Raw genomic sequence first — 15613 nt, forward strand, 5'->3', positions numbered from 1 at the left:
GGCAAAACGTGTTTGCCAATGATGCCGGGCGAGCGGGCGCGACCGGATGTCGCAGCGCGTCGCCGAGGGGTTTTCGTACTATCGGATCGGCAACGTGGTCAGTCGCGGCGCGATCTCGGTGCTGATCCGGTGCAGGCATTCCCCGTACCGAGGATGGCCCACCGCGAGCGGAACATAGAACAGCACCTCGGTCGCGGCTGCCCGGCCCGGATCGGCGCGCAACTCGTCCACGATCTGCGCGGCGGATCCGATGTGGATCCGATTGTCCGTCAGGTACCGGCGCCGTTCGGATTCGCCGGACAATTCGGGATAGAAGGCGGGACTCAGCGCGATATCGGTGTCGAGCAGGTCCAGCGAATCGTGTTCGCTCGCGCCCGGCAGTACCGCGACGCTCGAACCGATACGCGGGGTGCCGCGGCACTGCTCCAGGTAGGCGTCGACCAGTTCGGTGACGCTGCCGCCCGCCCGTGCCTGGGAATTGCCGTGCGGCAGCAGGCCGTCACCGGCGGCACCGGCGCGGCGCGCGGTGTCGATATTCCCGGTGGACTGCCACATGCGCGATCGCAGTGTTCCCGGCGGCGGATACAGCGCGACCTCGTCGGTGACCAGGCCGTCGTCCAGGATGCGGTGCACAGCGGTGAGCCGCTCGGCGTAGATCGACTCCCGTTCGCTGTCGGGAACGCCGAATCCGGCCCAGCTGCTGGCCGAAAGCCCGAACCCGAGCCCCTTGCCGACGCCGAGCTCGAGCCGTCCGCCGCTGAGCGCATCGGTGACCACGGCATCCTCCGCCAGCCGGACCGGATGCTCGAACGGGATGCTGACGACGCCGGCACCGAGCCGGATCGTCGCGGTGTGCTGGGCCACGGCGGTGAGAAACGGGAACACCGAGGGCAGCGCCGCGTGATGGGCCCGGAAATGGCGGGTGGCGAACCAGATGGTGCGATATCCGAGCTGCTCGGCGCGCACCGCGATATCGATGGTGTGCCGATACACCTCGGCGGCGGGCGGGCCGCTGCGCAGCTGGACGAACAATGACGGCGCGCTCACAGCCCGTAATGCCCTCTCAGGGTGGTGGTCGCGTATTCGGTGCGGAAGATGCCACGCCGTTGCAGTAGCGGGACCACATGGTCGACGAAATCGGCCAGCCCACCGGGCAATTCATCGATCATCACATTGAAACCGTCGCAGGCGCCGCCGCGGAACCAGTCGGTGATGAAGTCGGCCACCTGCTCCGGCCCGCCGACCACCTTCGCGTGCACGCTGCCCGACGCCAGCAGCCGAGCGGCGCCGCGGGTGTCGGCTCCGCTGGCGCGGACGTATTCGAGCAGCACAGCGCGCTGGCCACGGGAACCGGCGTCGGTGTGCTCGGCGGGGATCTTGTCCCACGGGAACGGCGCGTCCAGATCGAGGTCGGTGGGTGCGATGCCGAGCCGGTCGGCCAGGTTGACCAGCTGGACCTCGTCGGGGATGAGGTCGATCAGTTCGCGTTCCCGCTGCCGGGCGGCGGCCTCGGAATCGGCGAGCACCACGATCAGACCGGGCAGCAGCTTCACGCTGTCGGGATCGCGTCCGGCATGCGCGGCCAGCCGCCGCAGTTCGGTGCGGCGGGCAGCGGCCGAGGCCGGATCGACGTGCGCGGAGTACACCGCGTCGGCGGTCGTCGCCCCCAGTTCCACGCCATGTGTGGAGGCGCCGGCCTGGATCAGCACCGGACGGCCGTGGGTCAGCGGCGGCGCCTTCAACGGGCCGGCCACCCGGAAGAACTTGCCATCGTGGCCGATCGGGCGCACCACCGCAGGATCGAGATAGCGCCCGGTCGCCTTGTCGCCCGCGATGGCATCGGCGGGCACCGAATCCCAGAGTGCGAGCACCACATCGAGGAACTCGGCGGCGCGCGCGTACCGCTCGGATTTCGGCAGCGCCTGATCCAGCGAGTAGTTGCGGGCCGCCGCATCGCCGCCGGTGACGACGAAATTCCAGCCAACCCGGCCGCCGGAGACCGCCGACAGCGCCGCGAAGGCGCGGGCCAGGTTGTAGGGGTCGTTGTAGGAGGTGGTCGCGGTGATGATCTGGCCGATGCGCTCGGTGCGCGCGGCGATCACCGATTGCGCGATGAACGGGTCGAGCAGCCGGCTCGGCGCGGTCCAGTCCTTGGCCTGGATATCGGGGGAGTCGGCGAGGAAGACGGCGTCGAGCAGGCCGCGTTCGGCGGTGCGCGCGACGTCCAGGTAATGCTCGATGCCGACGAAATGCGCCGCGGGTTCCTCGGCCCGCCGCCATGGGCTGCCGATGGTGCCACCCGGAATCAGATTGGCGTTCAGGATGACGTGACGGGGCTGGTCTGCCATGGAATCTCCTGGCTGGTAGCGGATCAGAGGGCGGGAACCGGGTCCGGCGTGACGACCGCGCTGCCGACGACCAGACGGGCGGGATCAGCGGTCCACTGCGATAGCGATCCCGGGTACAGGGCGATCTCGTGGCCGAGGGTGGCGAGCACGAAAACCTGGAGCGCGGCGGCCATCGCGCTACCGCAGTAGGACGCGGCCGCGGTCGCATCGGTGAGTCCGAGCGAGCGATAGCGGGCCCGCAGCGTCTGCTCGTCGCGGAGCAGTCCGTGCTGATCGAAATCGTCGAACACCGGCGCGCTGACGGCTCCGGGGATATGGCCGCCGAATTCGCCGGCGCCGCGATAGTGCGACTGCGGGCGGGCATCGAGCAGCACTCCGCGTTCCGGCAGCGTGGCGACAGCGGCGGTTTCGATGACGGGCAGCCCACCGGGTTGTGCTGTGGCCGTGCCCTTTTCGCGTGGCTCCGAGCCCTCGCCCGACACGACGGGACCGCCCGCGGCGAGCCACGCCGGTAACCCACCATCGAGCACGCGCACATCCGGCAGCCCCGCCCACCGCAGCACCCACCAGGCCCGGGCAGCTGGTACCGAACCGGCATCGTCGTAGACCACCACCGTGCTGTCGGCGTGAATGCCCCAGCGCTGCAACGCCGCGGTGAGATCCGCCGGTTCCGGGAGCGGACGGGCGCCGGAGTACGGGGTCGCGCTGCCCGCGAGATCGGCGTCGACGTCGACGAATCGTGCGCCCGGCAGATGGCGTCGCGCGCAGCCGGGGCCGCCCGCACCCGCCCGGACGTCGAGCAGCACCAGCCGCTTCGGCGGATCGGTACGCAGCCGACCTGCGGAAATGAGGTGGGCAGCACGGTGGCCGGACATCGGGCCCCTTTCGGCGATCGGGAGGCAACGCGCTGCCGAGGATATGTATCCCGAATCAGGGAACACATAATTGGAGTCTGCCTGACTTTTTGTGTTCCCGGCAGCGTGGCGGGCCTCTTATGTTTTCGCCACCGAGCTCAACGGAGCCGGTGGTACGAGCGGGAGGTCTGCGGTGGGAAGTGTCGTGACGAGCCGTGTCGTCGACGCGGAATGGTTGCGCTCCCGGCTGACCGATCCGGGCGTCGTCGTCATCGAGGTGACCAATACGCCCGGTGCGGCACCGGGCAGCACCCTCGGCGAAGCAGGTGGTGCGCCGAGCGTTCCCGGTGCGCGCACGGTGTATTGGAAAGACCTGCTGTGGCACCGCACGCGCCGCGAGTTCGCCGCACCGCACGAACTGGCCGCCCGGCTGCACGCCCTCGGCGCGGATGCGGAATCCACGGTGATCTTCGCCGGCGAACCCACCCAATTCGCCGCCTACGCCCTCTGGGTGGCGGCGGCCGTCGGCGTCGGCGGAGACCTGCGCTACCTCGACGGAGGACTGCCGGCCTGGCGCGGAGACGGTCGTGCGCCGGTACCTTCGCGACCGTCTGCGGCTGAACCGCCTGAGGCCATACCGCCCGCGGCTGAACCGTCCGCGCCCGTGTCACCTGCGGACCCATCGCGCGCCCCCTCGGCACCGCCACTTCCCTTGGTGGCTCCGCGTACTGACGAACTCGTCGCCGGCCGTGAGGACGTCCTCGCCGCGATCGCTTTGCCGACCGCGATCGTGGATCTGCGCTCGCCGGAAGAATATTCGGGCGCGCGGGTGGCGCCCGTCACCGAGCCGATCGATCACGGGGCCGAGCGTGGTGGGCATATTCCGGGTGCGTCGAGTCTTCCGGTGCAGGATCTGCTCGATGAGCAGGGGTTGTTGCGGCCGGTGGCCGAGATCCGGGCGCGGGTCGCCGCACTGGGCATCGACGCGGCCACCGAGATCATCGCCTACTGCCGGCTCTCGCATCGGGCCGCGCTCGGGTGGTTGATCTTCGAGGAGCTGCTCGGTGATCGGCGGGTGCGCGTGTACGACGGGTCCTGGACCGAATGGGGCAGCCTGGTCGGCGCGCCCATCGAGGTCTGAGCGATGACTGCGCATCGTCACGTCGTGCTCGGCCGCATCGTCGGCGTCGTGCTGTCCGCGGTCGCGATGATGTGGGCCGCGGTCACCCTGGCCTTCCTCGCCGTGCACATCGCACCGGGTGATCCGGTCACCGCGATCATGGGTGAGTCGAGCGATCCCACCCAGCGGGCGCGGATCGAACAGGACTGGGGTCTGGATCAACCGATCGGCGTGCAGTACGTGCGGCATCTGGATCGGCTGCTGCACGGTGACCTCGGCTACTCCTATGTGCGCGGCGAACCGGTGACCGACATCCTGTTCGGCGAACAGCTCGGCACCAGCGCGCAGCTCGCCGGATTCGCCCTGCTCATCGCGGTGGTGCTGGCGCCGCTGCTGGCCGTGCTGACCGCCGGGCGGCGCGATGTGTTCAGCCGCGCACTCGGCACAGCGGAGGTCGTGCTCGCCTCGGCGCCGCCGTTCTGGATGGGGCTCATCCTGATCTGGATTTTCGCCTTCACCCTGAAGGTGCTGCCGGTGACGGCGGGAAACGAGTTCCAGCGGCTGATCCTGCCCGCGGTCACGCTGGCGCTGCCGATCGCCGCCGTGCTCGCACAGGTGATGCGCGAGGGGATCGAGCGCGCGCTGGAGCAGCCGTTCGCGCTCACCGCACGCTCGCGCGGGATCAGCACCACCCGGCTGCGGTTGCGGCACGGGCTACGGCATTCGCTGATTCCCGCGGCGACGCTGGCCGGCTGGGCGGTCAGTGGGCTGCTCACCGGGACGGTCGTGATCGAGGAAGTCTTCGGCCGCGCGGGCATCGGCCGCGCAACCGTGGAGGCGGTCACCTACTCCGATGTCCCGGTGGTGCTCGGTGTCGCGCTGCTGACCGCGGCGATCTACCTGACCGTGACGGTGCTTGTCGACATCGCCTACCTCTGGATCGATCCGCGACTTCGGGAGGCCACGCCATGACCACGAAAGTCGCAGCACGCCAGCGCTTTACCGCGCTGCCCGCGCATCCGGCAGCCGTATGGGCAGCGGCAGCGGTGCTGGCGCTCGCGGCGCTGGCCGCGCTCGCGCCCGGCGTGCTCGGGCCGGGAGACCCCCTGCAGACCGATCTGCTCGCCGCGCACCAACCGCCATCGGCCGCCCATCTGTTCGGCACCGATCAGCTCGGCCGCGACGTGTTCACCCGGGTGGTGCACGGGGCCAGGCTGTCGCTGACGATCGGCGTATCGGCGACCGCACTCGCGGTACTGATCGGGGTGACGCTCGGCCTGATCGCCGGGATCGGCAACCGCATCGTCGACGCGATCGCCTCGCGCACCTTCGATCTGCTCGGCGCCTTCCCGGAGATCCTGCTCGCTCTGGTGCTCATCACCTTCACCGGCACCGGCACGCCGAATCTCATTCTCGCCATCGGTATCGCGGCCGCACCGCGCTTCGCGCGGGTGATGCGGGCGGAGACGCGGGCCGTGCGCGGCAGCGAATACGTCGCACAGGCGGGCCTGTTCACCCGGTCGCGCACCCGGATCGTGGTGCGCCACATCCTGCCCAACGCCCTGCGTTCGCTTCCGGTGGTGGTCACGCTCGGGCTCGGCACCAGCATTCTCGGCGCGGCGGCCCTGAGCTTCCTCGGCTTCGGGCCGCAACCACCGGAACCGGAATGGGGCTCGATGCTCGCCGAGGGCCACGGCGATCTGCGGATCGCCTGGTGGTCGGTGGCCTTCCCGGGCGCCGCCATCACGGTGGTCGTGCTGGCGACCACCGTGCTCGGCCGCTACGCCGGTCACCGCTTCGAACGGAGGGCACACCCATGACGCTCACGGCCACCGCCGAATCATCCGCGGACACCGAGGCCGAGACCGTGCTGCGGGTGCGGAATCTGCGCATCGGATTCGCGGGCCGCGCCGGCGATGTCGTCGACGGAATCGACTTCGAGCTGCGGCGCGGGGAGATCCTGGCCATCGTCGGCGAATCGGGCTCCGGCAAATCGGTGACCACCCGCAGCCTGGTCGGCCTGGCGGGCGACGGCGCGCGGGTGCGGGCCGACCGGTTCGACCTGTTCGGCACCTCGGCGCAGGAGCTGACCGAGCGGCAGTGGCGCCGGATCCGCGGCACCCGGATCGGCCTGATCCTCCAGGACGCCCTCGTCGCCCTCGACCCGCTGCGCACGATCGCCGCCGAGATCGGTGAATCCCTACCGGCACTCCCGCGTGCCGAACGCGACCGTCGCATCGAGGAACTGCTGACCTCGGTCGGCATCGCCGATCCCGCGATTCGCAAGCGGCAGCATTCCTTTCAGCTGTCGGGTGGTCAGCGTCAGCGCGCACTGATCGCCGCGGCGCTGGCCGGCGATCCGGATATCCTCATCGCCGACGAACCGACCACCGCGCTCGATGTGACGGTGCAGGCGCAGGTGCTCGACCTGCTGGTCCGCCAGGTCGCGGGCGGCCGGTCGATGATCCTGGTCAGCCATGATCTGGCGGTGGTCGCCGCGGTGGCGGACCGGATCCTGGTGATGAAAGCGGGCCGGATCGTGGAGTCCGGCCCGGCCCGGCAGGTGATCGAAGCGCCCGCGCACGCGTACACCAGGCAGCTGCTGGCCGCGGTGCCGCAGGGCAGCGCGGGCGCGCCGCCCCCGGCCGGGCCGCCGATCTTCCAAGCGCACGGGCTCGGCAAGTCGTATCGGGTGCGTGGGCGTTCGGTCCCGGCCGCCACCGGCATCTCATTCGAGGTGCAGGCAGGCGAGGTGCTCGGGGTGGTCGGCGAATCCGGTTCCGGGAAAACCACGGTGGCGAAGATGATCACCGGTCTCGTCGAACCCGACAGCGGTGCGATGCGTTTCGGTGACGCGCCGTTGACCCGAGCCACCCGCCGTCCCGGCGAGATCGGGCTGGTGGCGCAGGATTCGGTGGGCTCGTTCGACCCGCGCTATCGGGTCGGCGACATCATCGCCGAAAGCGTCGCCGTGCGGTCCGGTCGTGGCGAACGCGCCGCGGCCGAGGTGCGGCGGCTGCTGGACGCGGTGCATTTGCCCGCCGAGGTGATCGATCGCCATCCCCGCGAGCTGTCCGGTGGACAACGGCAGCGGGTCAATATCGCCAGGGCGCTCGGCGCGCAGCCGCGGCTGGTGGTGTGCGACGAACCGGTGTCGGCGCTCGATATCTCGGTCCAGGCCCAGATCCTCGCGCTGATCGCCGAACTCGCGCGCGAACGTCACGTCGCGGTCGTCTTCATCTCCCACGATCTGGCCGTCGTCCGGCAGATCTGTCATCGCGTGCTGGTCCTGCACGACGGGGAGATCGTCGAATCCGGTTCGGCCGACGACGTTTTCACCGCACCGACGGCGCCCTACACCCGTGCCCTGCTCGAATCCGTTCCGCGCCTGCCCGCGCGGGCCACCACAGAAAGCTATTCGCGTGCGTAACCGCATCACTCGACCCTTCCTGCTACTGCTCGCCACCCTGGCCTTGGCGGTGGCCGGCTGCGCCTCCGACCCGGAACCGGGCAGCGGCGGTGGCGGCCCGACCTCGCCGCCGCAGGCGGGCGGCACCTTCACCATCGCCCTGCCGAACTATCCCGAACGCGGCCTCAACCCCCACTTCGGCGCGGCGTTCGACGCCTCGCAGGTGCTGCGCAACAGCTACGACAGCCTGATCGCCGAGGACCGCGAAGAGCAATTCCACCCTTGGCTGGCCACCGAATGGACCATCTCACCCGACGGCACCGTCTACGAGTTCACCCTGCGCCAGGACGTGACCTTCCACAACGGCGAGAAATTCGACGCGAACGCGGTCAAGGCGAATATCGATCTGCTGCGCGATCCGCAGTCGCCGTCGTGGACGGTGCTCGGGCTGTTGCAGTATTCGAGCGTCAGCGCCGTCGATGTGCTCGACCCCTACAAGGTGCGGATCACGCTGAGCACGCCGCGAGCGGATTTCCTGTCCACCCTGGCCGGGCTCAGCGGCGCCATCGTCGCGCCGAGCACGCTCACCGGCGATAAGCAGGCCCTCACCAGCGGCGCCGGTCTCGTCGGATCCGGGCCGTTCATCTTGGACAAGGCGGTGCAGGGCCAGGAGATCAGGTTCCGGAAGAACCCCGACTACCGCTGGGGCCCGGCCACCGCCACGCATCAGGGCGCCGCCTACCTGGACGAGCTGGTGGTCAAGTACATCCCGGAGGCGTCCACCAGGGCCGGTCTGCTGCGCAGCGGTGAGGTCGACGCGATCGGCACCGTCAAGGCCACCGATATCGGGCTCTTCGACGGCATCGACGGGTTCCAGTACGAGCAGATCGGCTCGGCGGCCTCGCCCACGGTCATCATGCTCAATCTCACCAATGGGCCGACCACCGATGTGCGGGTTCGCCGGGCCATCGCCAAGGGCGTCGATATCGCCGCGGTGGTCGACAGCCTCACCAAGGGCTCCCAGCGCCGGGCCTGGAGCCTGATCTCGCCGGACAGCGCCTACTACGACGCCAAGTACGAAAACCGCGGCACCGCAGATCTTCCCGCCGCGCGCGCCCTGCTCGACGAAGCCGGCTGGACCGGCAGCGACGCCGACGGCTATCGCACCGACAGCACCGGCCGACAGCTGGCGATCCGGCTGCTCGCGACCGTGCCGACCTATCCCGAAGACGATTTCCTGAAGGCCTGGCAGGCCGAACTGCGCCAGAACCTCGGCATCCGGGTCGACTTGCAGTTCGTGGAGAACGCCCAGGTCTACGACCTGCTCGCGCGCAACCAGTACGAGGCCTTCCCACGCCAGGTGGGCGGGCTGGATCTATCGCTGCAATTCAACCGCGCCTACGGATCCACCTCGCCGGACCTGAAATACGGCCAGATCGACGGCATCACCATCGGCTCCATCGTCGCCGGCTCCAAACTCGCCGATCCGCAGGTGGACCGCTGGCTCATCGACGCAACCAAGGCGACCGACCGGCAGCAGCGCAAGCAGCTGTTCGATCAGATCACCGCCCACCTGCTCGACAACGCCGTCGCGATCCCGCTCTACACCGACCGCAACAGCGTCGCCGCCACCTCCGCCGTGCACAACGTGACCTCGCTGTTCGACCCGCCTCGCAACAGCGTCAACGCCTGGGCATACGACATCGCCGTCCGCTGACCAGACCGCCGCCACTCCCTCCTGGAAGGCTCGATCATGACCGCAGCAACGCAGACCCCGACCCTGACCTTCGACCGCAATATCCCGCGCGGCATCGTGCACCGGGAATCCATCGCCGAGGTGTTCCTCACCGACGCCCAGCCGGTGCCGGGCGGAGCTGTCTTCGCCGCCCAATTACCCCGCAACCACTCATATTTCAGCGATCATCGCGGCACCTCCACCACCTACGATCCGCTGCTGCTGATCGAGGTGTTCCGGCAGGTCGCCATCTACTACGCGCACACCTTTCTCGGGGTGGATCGTTCGGAGAAGTTCATCTTCGGCTCCGCCGATTTCGCCATCGCCGATCCGGACACCCTGCGCATCGGCAACTGCCCCGGACATTGCGTCATCGAGGCGCGGGTGGTCGGCGAGAAGCGCCGGGACGATCAGATCATCGGCCTGTCGCTGGAGATGGTGGCCGAGATCGAGGGCCACGAAGCCGCCAGGGAGGTGATGGTCTATCAATGGATGCCCGCGCCGGTGTGGAACCGGATCCGGGTGCGCGGGCGCGAATCGCTCGGCCTGCCGCCGCAGCACACGATTCCGGAGCAGCTGCCGGTCGCGCGGATGCGGCCGGGCTCGGTGGGCAGGCACAATCCGCGCAATGCCATCCTCGCCAACCCGGTGCTGGCCGGGCTGGAGCTGTCGGCGCTGACGATCATCGACACCAACCACCCCTCGCTGTTCGATCACGCCCTCGATCATGTGCCCGGCATGTTGCAGTTCGAGGCCGCCCGCCAGATCGCGATGGCCGCCGCGAACGCCGTACTCGGATTGGACACCAGCCGCATGGTGATGCATCGGCTGGATATCGAGTTCACCAAATTCGGTGAGTTCGAACGCGATACGGTCGCCAAGGCCACCGTAGCCGCGGTGCCCGGTGACGCCGGCGGTGCGCGGGCTCAGGTGAGTCTGGTCCAGGGCGATGATGTGATCGCCGCCGGTGCGGTGGAACTGCGCTTCCGCCCGGCCGACGTCTGGACCATGGTCCAGTGAGCGGGCCGATCACGTCGGGGCCGTTCGTCTGGTTCGATTTCGGTGGCGTGCTCTCCCCACCGCTGGATGAGCTGTTCCTGCGGTACGAGCAGGTGACGGGCATTCCGGTGGACCTGTTCAAGTACGCGATCGCCGAAGTCGGCGCCCAATACGGGCTGCCGCCGCTGGCGCCGATCGAATTGGCCCTGCTCGACGAGCGGGCCTGGGTGCGCAAGCTGCATGCCGCGATCCGGGCCAAGGAACCCGATCTCGACCTCTCGCGCAGCGAAGCGGATTTCGGCCGGCAGTGGTTCGCCGGGCACCAGGTGAACCCGGCGGTGCGCGATTTCGTCATCGAACTGGCCGACAGCGGAACTCCGGTGGGAGTGCTGAGCAACAACGTTGTCGAATGGGAACCGCACTGGCGCAGCATGATCGACCTCGATGACGTGCTCAGTGCGCTCGTCGATTCCTGCAAGGTGGGGTTCCGCAAACCCGATGCGCAGATCTTCGCCATCGCGGCCGAGGCCGCGGGCGTCGCACCGGAGCAATGCGTCCTGATCGACGATCTGGCCGAGAATTGTGCCGCCGCACGGGCGTCGGGCTGGACGGCGGTGCGGTTCCGTGATGCCGGGCAGGCCATCGCCGAGGTGCGTGAGGTCCTCGACCGATGGCCCGGCTGACCATTGCCTCACAAGGTGGCGGCAAGGTAACCGTCGGGCCGGATCAGGGCCGAGGTCCACGTCTGGTCCGGGGTTACCTTGCCGGTCACCACCAGGGCATCGGCCGGTGCGTCCGGCACCGGTGTGTGCTCGTCGGGCCGGATCGCCACGAATCGGCCCGCGCGCAGCAACTCCACCAGGGTGCGCTCGCGGCCATCGGCCTCGGTCAGCACCAGATCGTGCTGGAAACCGGACTGGAACTGCCCGCTGATGAGCTGGGCGACGGCATCATGGATCACCGGAACCGCGAGCACGGCCAGCACGGCATCGCGCAGTTGCGGGGAGTGCGGGTTCATCATCCGCGATTGCAGCACGGTATTGCCCACCACCGCCGAGGCGACGGCCACGCGTTCGCGCGAGTAGTCGTCCAGGATCGCGGGCGGGTCGCCTCCGGTGATGACCCTGGCCAGCCGCCAGCCCAGCGCGAACGCGTCCTGCATGCCGGTATTGAGGCCCTGGCCGCCCAGCGGATAGTGACTGTGCGCGGCATCGCCTGCCAGCAGCAGGCGTCCCTCGCGCAGGCGGGTGCGGAAGCGGCCGTGGTCGCTGAACCGGGTCAGGTGGCTGATCTCGGCCAGTTCCGGTGGAGTGCCGAGCACGTGACCGAGACGGTCGCGGTACTCCTCGACGGTCGGTTCCGGGCGGTGCTCGAGTGGACCGCTGAAATCCATCGCGATGATTCGGGCCTGGCCGTACGGGTTCGGGTTGTGCATGGTCCAGCCGGTGGACGTCGGATTCCAGCCGGGCGGAATCTGTTCCGGCGCTGCGGCGACGGCAAGCCCGGCAATGGCATTCATGCTCGCCGGGTACGTCGTGGCGGGAAAATTGCCGGTCCGCGCGACGAGGCTGCGGGCGCCGTCGGCGCCGACGGCATAGGCCGCGCGAATCCGCAGGGTGCGGTCGCCGGCGAGGTCGAGAACATCGGCGCGCACCGCTTCGGCGGTTTCCGTCAGCCCGGTGACGGTGTGGCCGCGCAGAATTCGCGCACCGAGTTCCCTGGCGCGTTCCTCGAACGCGGCCTCCAGCCGAGCCTGCGGGATCCCCGCGATCGGCGCCGGTTCCACACTCGGCGCGCTGAGGGCGAGCACCGGCTGGGCGGCGAATTGGAATCGCGTCCGGCGCACGCCGTGCGGATCGCGGCGGATGTCCTCGGGCCGGACACCGGGGAGATAACCGCGACGGGCCAGCAGCGACAGCGACCGCGCGTGCACCGTACCCGCGCGCGGGCGCACATCGAGTTCGGTGCGGGTTTCCACGACGACGGTCCGGATCTGCTGCAAGGCCAGTTCTGCGGCGACCAGCATGCCCACCGGGCCGCCGCCGACCACCAGGACATCGGTGTCGATGAGGGCATCGGTGCTGCTGTGGTCGGGCCGGGGCGCCGTGGTCATCACATTCTCCTGGGGCGGGGTGGTCGCGGGCCGGTGCGCGGTTGCGGTTGTACTAGAAGGATCGTAGCTACTAGCATCATAGTATCTATCGGCCGGGTAGTCGCCGACTCCGCGTCCAGTCCATCCACCGCCCCAGGGGTATTCATGTCGACAGTCACCACCGAATCCGAAGTACCGAGCGCGACACCGAGCCGGGCGACGCTGCCCGTGGTGCTCGCCGCTCAGTTCGTCACACCGATGGCGATCGCGGGCACCGCGATCGCACTGCCACTCATCTCCGAAGATCTGGGCTCGAATCCCACTGCGCTGCAATGGGTTGTCAACGGATTCAATATCGCGTTCGCGCTCACCACGCTGCTGTGGGGAGCGGTCAGCGACCGGATCGGGCATCGCCGCACCTTCGGCCTCGGTGCCGCGCTGGTGGTCGCGGGCAGCGTCGGCAGCGTCGCCGCGCCGAATCTGCTGGTGCTCGACCTGGCCCGGGTGCTCGCCGGTGTCGGAGCCGCGGCCATCCTCACCGGTTCCACCGCCCTGCTGTCCGCCGCATACGAGGGCCCGGCCCGGACCAAGGCCTTCGCCGTCTTCGGCACGGTGAACGGCCTCGGCCTCGCCCTCGGCCCGACCATCTCCGGCCTGCTGATCTCACTGGTGGACTGGCGCGGTGTGTTCGTGGTGCACGCGCTGATCCTGGCCGCCGCCGGAATCGGCACGCGGCTGCTGCCCGCGGCGAAACCCGCTGCCGCCGAACACGGTCCGATCCTCGATCTCGGCCTGCTGCGCAATCGGGAGTTCCTGGCGATGTGCCTGGTGCCGGTGGCCGGTTCGATCGGTTTCGTCACCCTGCTCACCTATCTGCCCTCGGCCCTGAGCGGTATCACCGACCTGTCGGCCGGCACCTCCGGGCTGCTCATGCTGGCGATGACCATCCCGGTTTTCGTCGCCCCGGTGGCAGTCGGGCAGCTGATCACCCGCTTCCCGGCGCTGACCATCGGCAAGGTCGTCTACCTCAGCCTCGGCGCGCTGATCCTCGGCAACGCCGGTGTGCTCACGCTGTCCCAGGACCGCTCGGTCGCGTGGATCATCGTCCCGATGGTGCTGCTCGGCCTCGGCTTCGGTCTGCCGATCGGCCTGGTCGACGGACACGCGTTGTCGGTGGTTCCCGCCGAACGCGGTGGTACCGCGGCCGGGCTGCTGAACTTCTTCCGCATCGGCAGCGAGGCGGTCTTCGTGGCCGGCTACGCCATCGTGCTGGCCGCGGTCGTCGGCACGCAGCTCAGCGGAGCGGCCGCCCATGACACCGCGGCGGGCCAGTTCGGCCACCCCGACGTCTACCGGACGGCCTTCACCACCACAGTCGGCGTTCTCATCGCCCTGCTCGTCGTGCTCACCCTCCTCATCGTCGCGGTGCGCGGTCGTGCACGAACCACCGAGAACCGGGAATTCGGTTCCAGCCCAGAAGGAGTCACCTCATGACCCACGCACTCGACGCGGTCCGGGTCGATCTCGACGGTCTCGCCGGTATCGCCCCGCCCACCATGATCGAACCGCTGCCCGAGCATTCGCGCGGAGGACTACCGCAGGTCACGCTGCCCAGCGGGCATACCGCCGCGCACCTCACCTCCTATCGCGACGTGCACGCGGTGCTGACCGATGTCAGCTTCGCGCGGGCGGAAACCAATGTGGACGACGGTCCCACCTTCCTGCCGACGATCATGCCCACCGAGATGTTGCTCAACCTGGACCATCCCGGCCACGGGCGGCTCAAGGGCTTCGTGGCCTCGGCCTACAGTGCGGCCACCATGGCCCGGCGGGTGCCTGCCGTGCACCGGGTGCTCGACGATGCGCTCGCCGAGCTGCGGGCCCAGCGTGAACGCGGTTCGGCCGACCTCGTGGGTGCGCTGCTCGATCCGGTGACCATCGGCGTCAATGTGGACTACCTCGGCATCCCCACCGCCGATATCGCCCACTTCCGGCATCTGTCGCGGGAGATGCAGCTGGCCCACGACACCGATGTGGACAAGCTGCTCGCCGATTTCTGGACGCTCTACCACTACATCGAGGACCTGGTGGCGCGGCGCCGCGACCTGCGGCCCGGCCTGATCCTCGACCTGCTCGCCGCACGCGATTCGGTATCGCCGCCGGTTACCGATGCCGAATACGCGGCGATTCTGCTCGGCTCGGTGGTCGGCGGGGATCAGAACATCCTGTCGGTGATCACCAAGATCGCCTATGTGGCCCTGGCGCGACCGGAGTTGTGGCGGTACCTGGTGGATCATCCCGACGACATCCCCACTGCCGTGGAGGAGTTCTTGCGACTGCTTCCGCTCGGTCGGATCTCGACGTTTCCCCGGGTGAGCACGCGCGAGATCCAGCTCGGCGCAGGCGTGCTGTACCCCGGTGAGATCGTCTACGCCGACGCGCATGCCGCCAACCGTGACCCGGATGTGTATCCCGATCCGGCAGTGATCGATCCCGCACGTAATGGCAAGCGCCACCTACAGTTCGGCTACGGTATGCATCACTGCATGGGTGCGGCGATGGCGCGGATGGAGATCACCGAAGTGCTGCGCCGCCTGGTCGCCGAACTGCCAACCCTGGAACTCGCGGTGCCGGAGAACACCATTCAGTGGGAAACCGGGGTGCTCGTGCACCGGCCGGTCTCCCTGCCCGTCACCTGGTAGCCGGCGCGGCCGGATGACGACGCCGGTCGGCGGCGAGAATCGCCTCGAGCAGCCCGGGGAACACCCGCTCCATATCGTCGCGCCGCAACTTCGTCATCCGGCCGTTGCCCACATCCCGCTGCCAGATCAACCCGGCCTTGCGCAGCACCCGGAAATGGTGGGTCCGCGTCGACGGCGCCCACGGCATCCCGAACACACTGCAGAACTGCTCGGTCCCCTCCGGCTCGGCATACAACTGCGCGATCACGCTGCGCCGATTGTCATCCGCGAGCGCGGCCAGCACCGTGGACAGATCGAACTCCTCGAGATCAGGATGCCCATCCGCATCGGCCACGATCCACTCCTTCGATGGGT

The 15613-nt window shown here is 69.0% G+C and carries 14 protein-coding genes; 9 read left to right on the top strand and 5 right to left on the bottom strand.

Features of this window, described 5'->3' with window-relative positions; all coding sequences use genetic code 11:
- Nucleotides 1–78 precede the first annotated feature (78 nt).
- From AC4HOU_RS10105 to AC4HOU_RS10115, 3 genes are read right to left on the bottom strand one after another with little or no spacing between them, the layout of a single operon-like run.
- The gene (locus AC4HOU_RS10105; RefSeq protein WP_490724405.1) at nucleotides 79–1047 is read right to left on the bottom strand and encodes an LLM class flavin-dependent oxidoreductase; all 969 of its coding nucleotides are present in this window, start codon (nucleotides 1045–1047) and stop codon (nucleotides 79–81) included.
- Entirely contained in the window at nucleotides 1044–2348 is a 1305-nt protein-coding gene (locus AC4HOU_RS10110) for an NtaA/DmoA family FMN-dependent monooxygenase (protein ID WP_490724406.1), read from the bottom strand. Before AC4HOU_RS10110 ends, AC4HOU_RS10105 begins: the two co-directional genes overlap by 4 nt.
- Nucleotides 2349–2371: 23 nt before the next feature.
- Complete coding sequence (locus AC4HOU_RS10115; protein ID WP_490724407.1) at nucleotides 2372–3223, bottom strand: sulfurtransferase; 852 nt, start codon at nucleotides 3221–3223, stop codon at nucleotides 2372–2374.
- Between the two features lie 184 nt (nucleotides 3224–3407).
- On the opposite strand from AC4HOU_RS10115, the gene AC4HOU_RS10120 reads away from it, so the two are divergent.
- The 7 genes from AC4HOU_RS10120 to AC4HOU_RS10150 are packed head-to-tail and all read left to right on the top strand — an operon-like array spanning nucleotide 3408 to nucleotide 11148.
- A complete protein-coding gene (locus AC4HOU_RS10120; protein WP_490724408.1) occupies nucleotides 3408–4343 on the top strand; it encodes a sulfurtransferase in 936 nt (311 codons plus the stop codon).
- A 3-nt stretch (nucleotides 4344–4346) separates the two neighbouring features.
- Nucleotides 4347–5294, top strand: coding sequence for an ABC transporter permease (locus tag AC4HOU_RS10125; RefSeq protein WP_163810399.1), 948 nt, complete (start codon nucleotides 4347–4349; stop codon nucleotides 5292–5294).
- Nucleotides 5291–6142 (top strand): ABC transporter permease, encoded by an 852-nt coding sequence (locus tag AC4HOU_RS10130; RefSeq protein WP_490724409.1) that lies wholly within the window; start codon nucleotides 5291–5293, stop codon nucleotides 6140–6142. Before AC4HOU_RS10125 ends, AC4HOU_RS10130 begins: the two co-directional genes overlap by 4 nt.
- The gene (locus tag AC4HOU_RS10135; RefSeq protein WP_490724410.1) at nucleotides 6139–7752 is read left to right on the top strand and encodes an ATP-binding cassette domain-containing protein; all 1614 of its coding nucleotides are present in this window, start codon (nucleotides 6139–6141) and stop codon (nucleotides 7750–7752) included. Before AC4HOU_RS10130 ends, AC4HOU_RS10135 begins: the two co-directional genes overlap by 4 nt.
- Nucleotides 7745–9448 carry an ABC transporter substrate-binding protein gene (locus tag AC4HOU_RS10140; RefSeq protein ID WP_490724411.1) on the top strand — a complete coding sequence of 568 codons (1704 nt, stop codon included), beginning with the start codon at nucleotides 7745–7747 and terminating at the stop codon, nucleotides 9446–9448. Before AC4HOU_RS10135 ends, AC4HOU_RS10140 begins: the two co-directional genes overlap by 8 nt.
- Nucleotides 9449–9484: 36 nt before the next feature.
- Complete coding sequence (locus AC4HOU_RS10145) at nucleotides 9485–10486, top strand: AfsA-related hotdog domain-containing protein (protein ID WP_163810391.1); 1002 nt, start codon at nucleotides 9485–9487, stop codon at nucleotides 10484–10486.
- Nucleotides 10483–11148 (top strand): HAD family hydrolase, encoded by a 666-nt coding sequence (locus AC4HOU_RS10150; RefSeq protein WP_280498490.1) that lies wholly within the window; start codon nucleotides 10483–10485, stop codon nucleotides 11146–11148. The genes AC4HOU_RS10145 and AC4HOU_RS10150 overlap by 4 nt, the downstream gene beginning before the upstream one ends.
- Before the next feature lie 8 nt (nucleotides 11149–11156).
- On the opposite strand, the gene AC4HOU_RS10155 is transcribed toward AC4HOU_RS10150, so the two are convergent.
- Nucleotides 11157–12578 (bottom strand): FAD-dependent monooxygenase, encoded by a 1422-nt coding sequence (locus AC4HOU_RS10155; RefSeq protein WP_490724412.1) that lies wholly within the window; start codon nucleotides 12576–12578, stop codon nucleotides 11157–11159.
- A 144-nt stretch (nucleotides 12579–12722) separates the two neighbouring features.
- On the opposite strand from AC4HOU_RS10155, the gene AC4HOU_RS10160 reads away from it, so the two are divergent.
- Nucleotides 12723–14051 carry an MFS transporter gene (locus AC4HOU_RS10160; protein ID WP_490724413.1) on the top strand — a complete coding sequence of 443 codons (1329 nt, stop codon included), beginning with the start codon at nucleotides 12723–12725 and terminating at the stop codon, nucleotides 14049–14051.
- Nucleotides 14048–15259 (top strand): cytochrome P450, encoded by a 1212-nt coding sequence (locus AC4HOU_RS10165; RefSeq protein ID WP_490724414.1) that lies wholly within the window; start codon nucleotides 14048–14050, stop codon nucleotides 15257–15259. The genes AC4HOU_RS10160 and AC4HOU_RS10165 overlap by 4 nt, the downstream gene beginning before the upstream one ends.
- On the opposite strand, the gene AC4HOU_RS10170 is transcribed toward AC4HOU_RS10165, so the two are convergent.
- Entirely contained in the window at nucleotides 15249–15593 is a 345-nt protein-coding gene (locus AC4HOU_RS10170; protein WP_194990540.1) for an ArsR/SmtB family transcription factor, read from the bottom strand. The genes AC4HOU_RS10165 and AC4HOU_RS10170 overlap by 11 nt on opposite strands.
- Between the last annotated feature and the right edge of the window lie 20 nt (nucleotides 15594–15613).

The sequence above is a fragment of the Nocardia sp. JCM 38205 genome (assembly GCF_058222935.1).

Coding starts and splice junctions, on each gene's coding strand:
- AC4HOU_RS10110 (WP_490724406.1), bottom strand. CDS start 2,348: ATGGCAGACCAGCCCCGTCACGTCATCCTGAACGCCAATCTGATTCCG.
- AC4HOU_RS10115 (WP_490724407.1), bottom strand. CDS start 3,223: ATGTCCGGCCACCGTGCTGCCCACCTCATTTCCGCAGGTCGGCTGCGT.
- AC4HOU_RS10125 (WP_163810399.1), top strand. CDS start 4,347: ATGACTGCGCATCGTCACGTCGTGCTCGGCCGCATCGTCGGCGTCGTG.
- AC4HOU_RS10130 (WP_490724409.1), top strand. CDS start 5,291: ATGACCACGAAAGTCGCAGCACGCCAGCGCTTTACCGCGCTGCCCGCG.
- AC4HOU_RS10135 (WP_490724410.1), top strand. CDS start 6,139: ATGACGCTCACGGCCACCGCCGAATCATCCGCGGACACCGAGGCCGAG.
- AC4HOU_RS10145 (WP_163810391.1), top strand. CDS start 9,485: ATGACCGCAGCAACGCAGACCCCGACCCTGACCTTCGACCGCAATATC.
- AC4HOU_RS10155 (WP_490724412.1), bottom strand. CDS start 12,578: ATGACCACGGCGCCCCGGCCCGACCACAGCAGCACCGATGCCCTCATC.
- AC4HOU_RS10160 (WP_490724413.1), top strand. CDS start 12,723: ATGTCGACAGTCACCACCGAATCCGAAGTACCGAGCGCGACACCGAGC.
- AC4HOU_RS10165 (WP_490724414.1), top strand. CDS start 14,048: ATGACCCACGCACTCGACGCGGTCCGGGTCGATCTCGACGGTCTCGCC.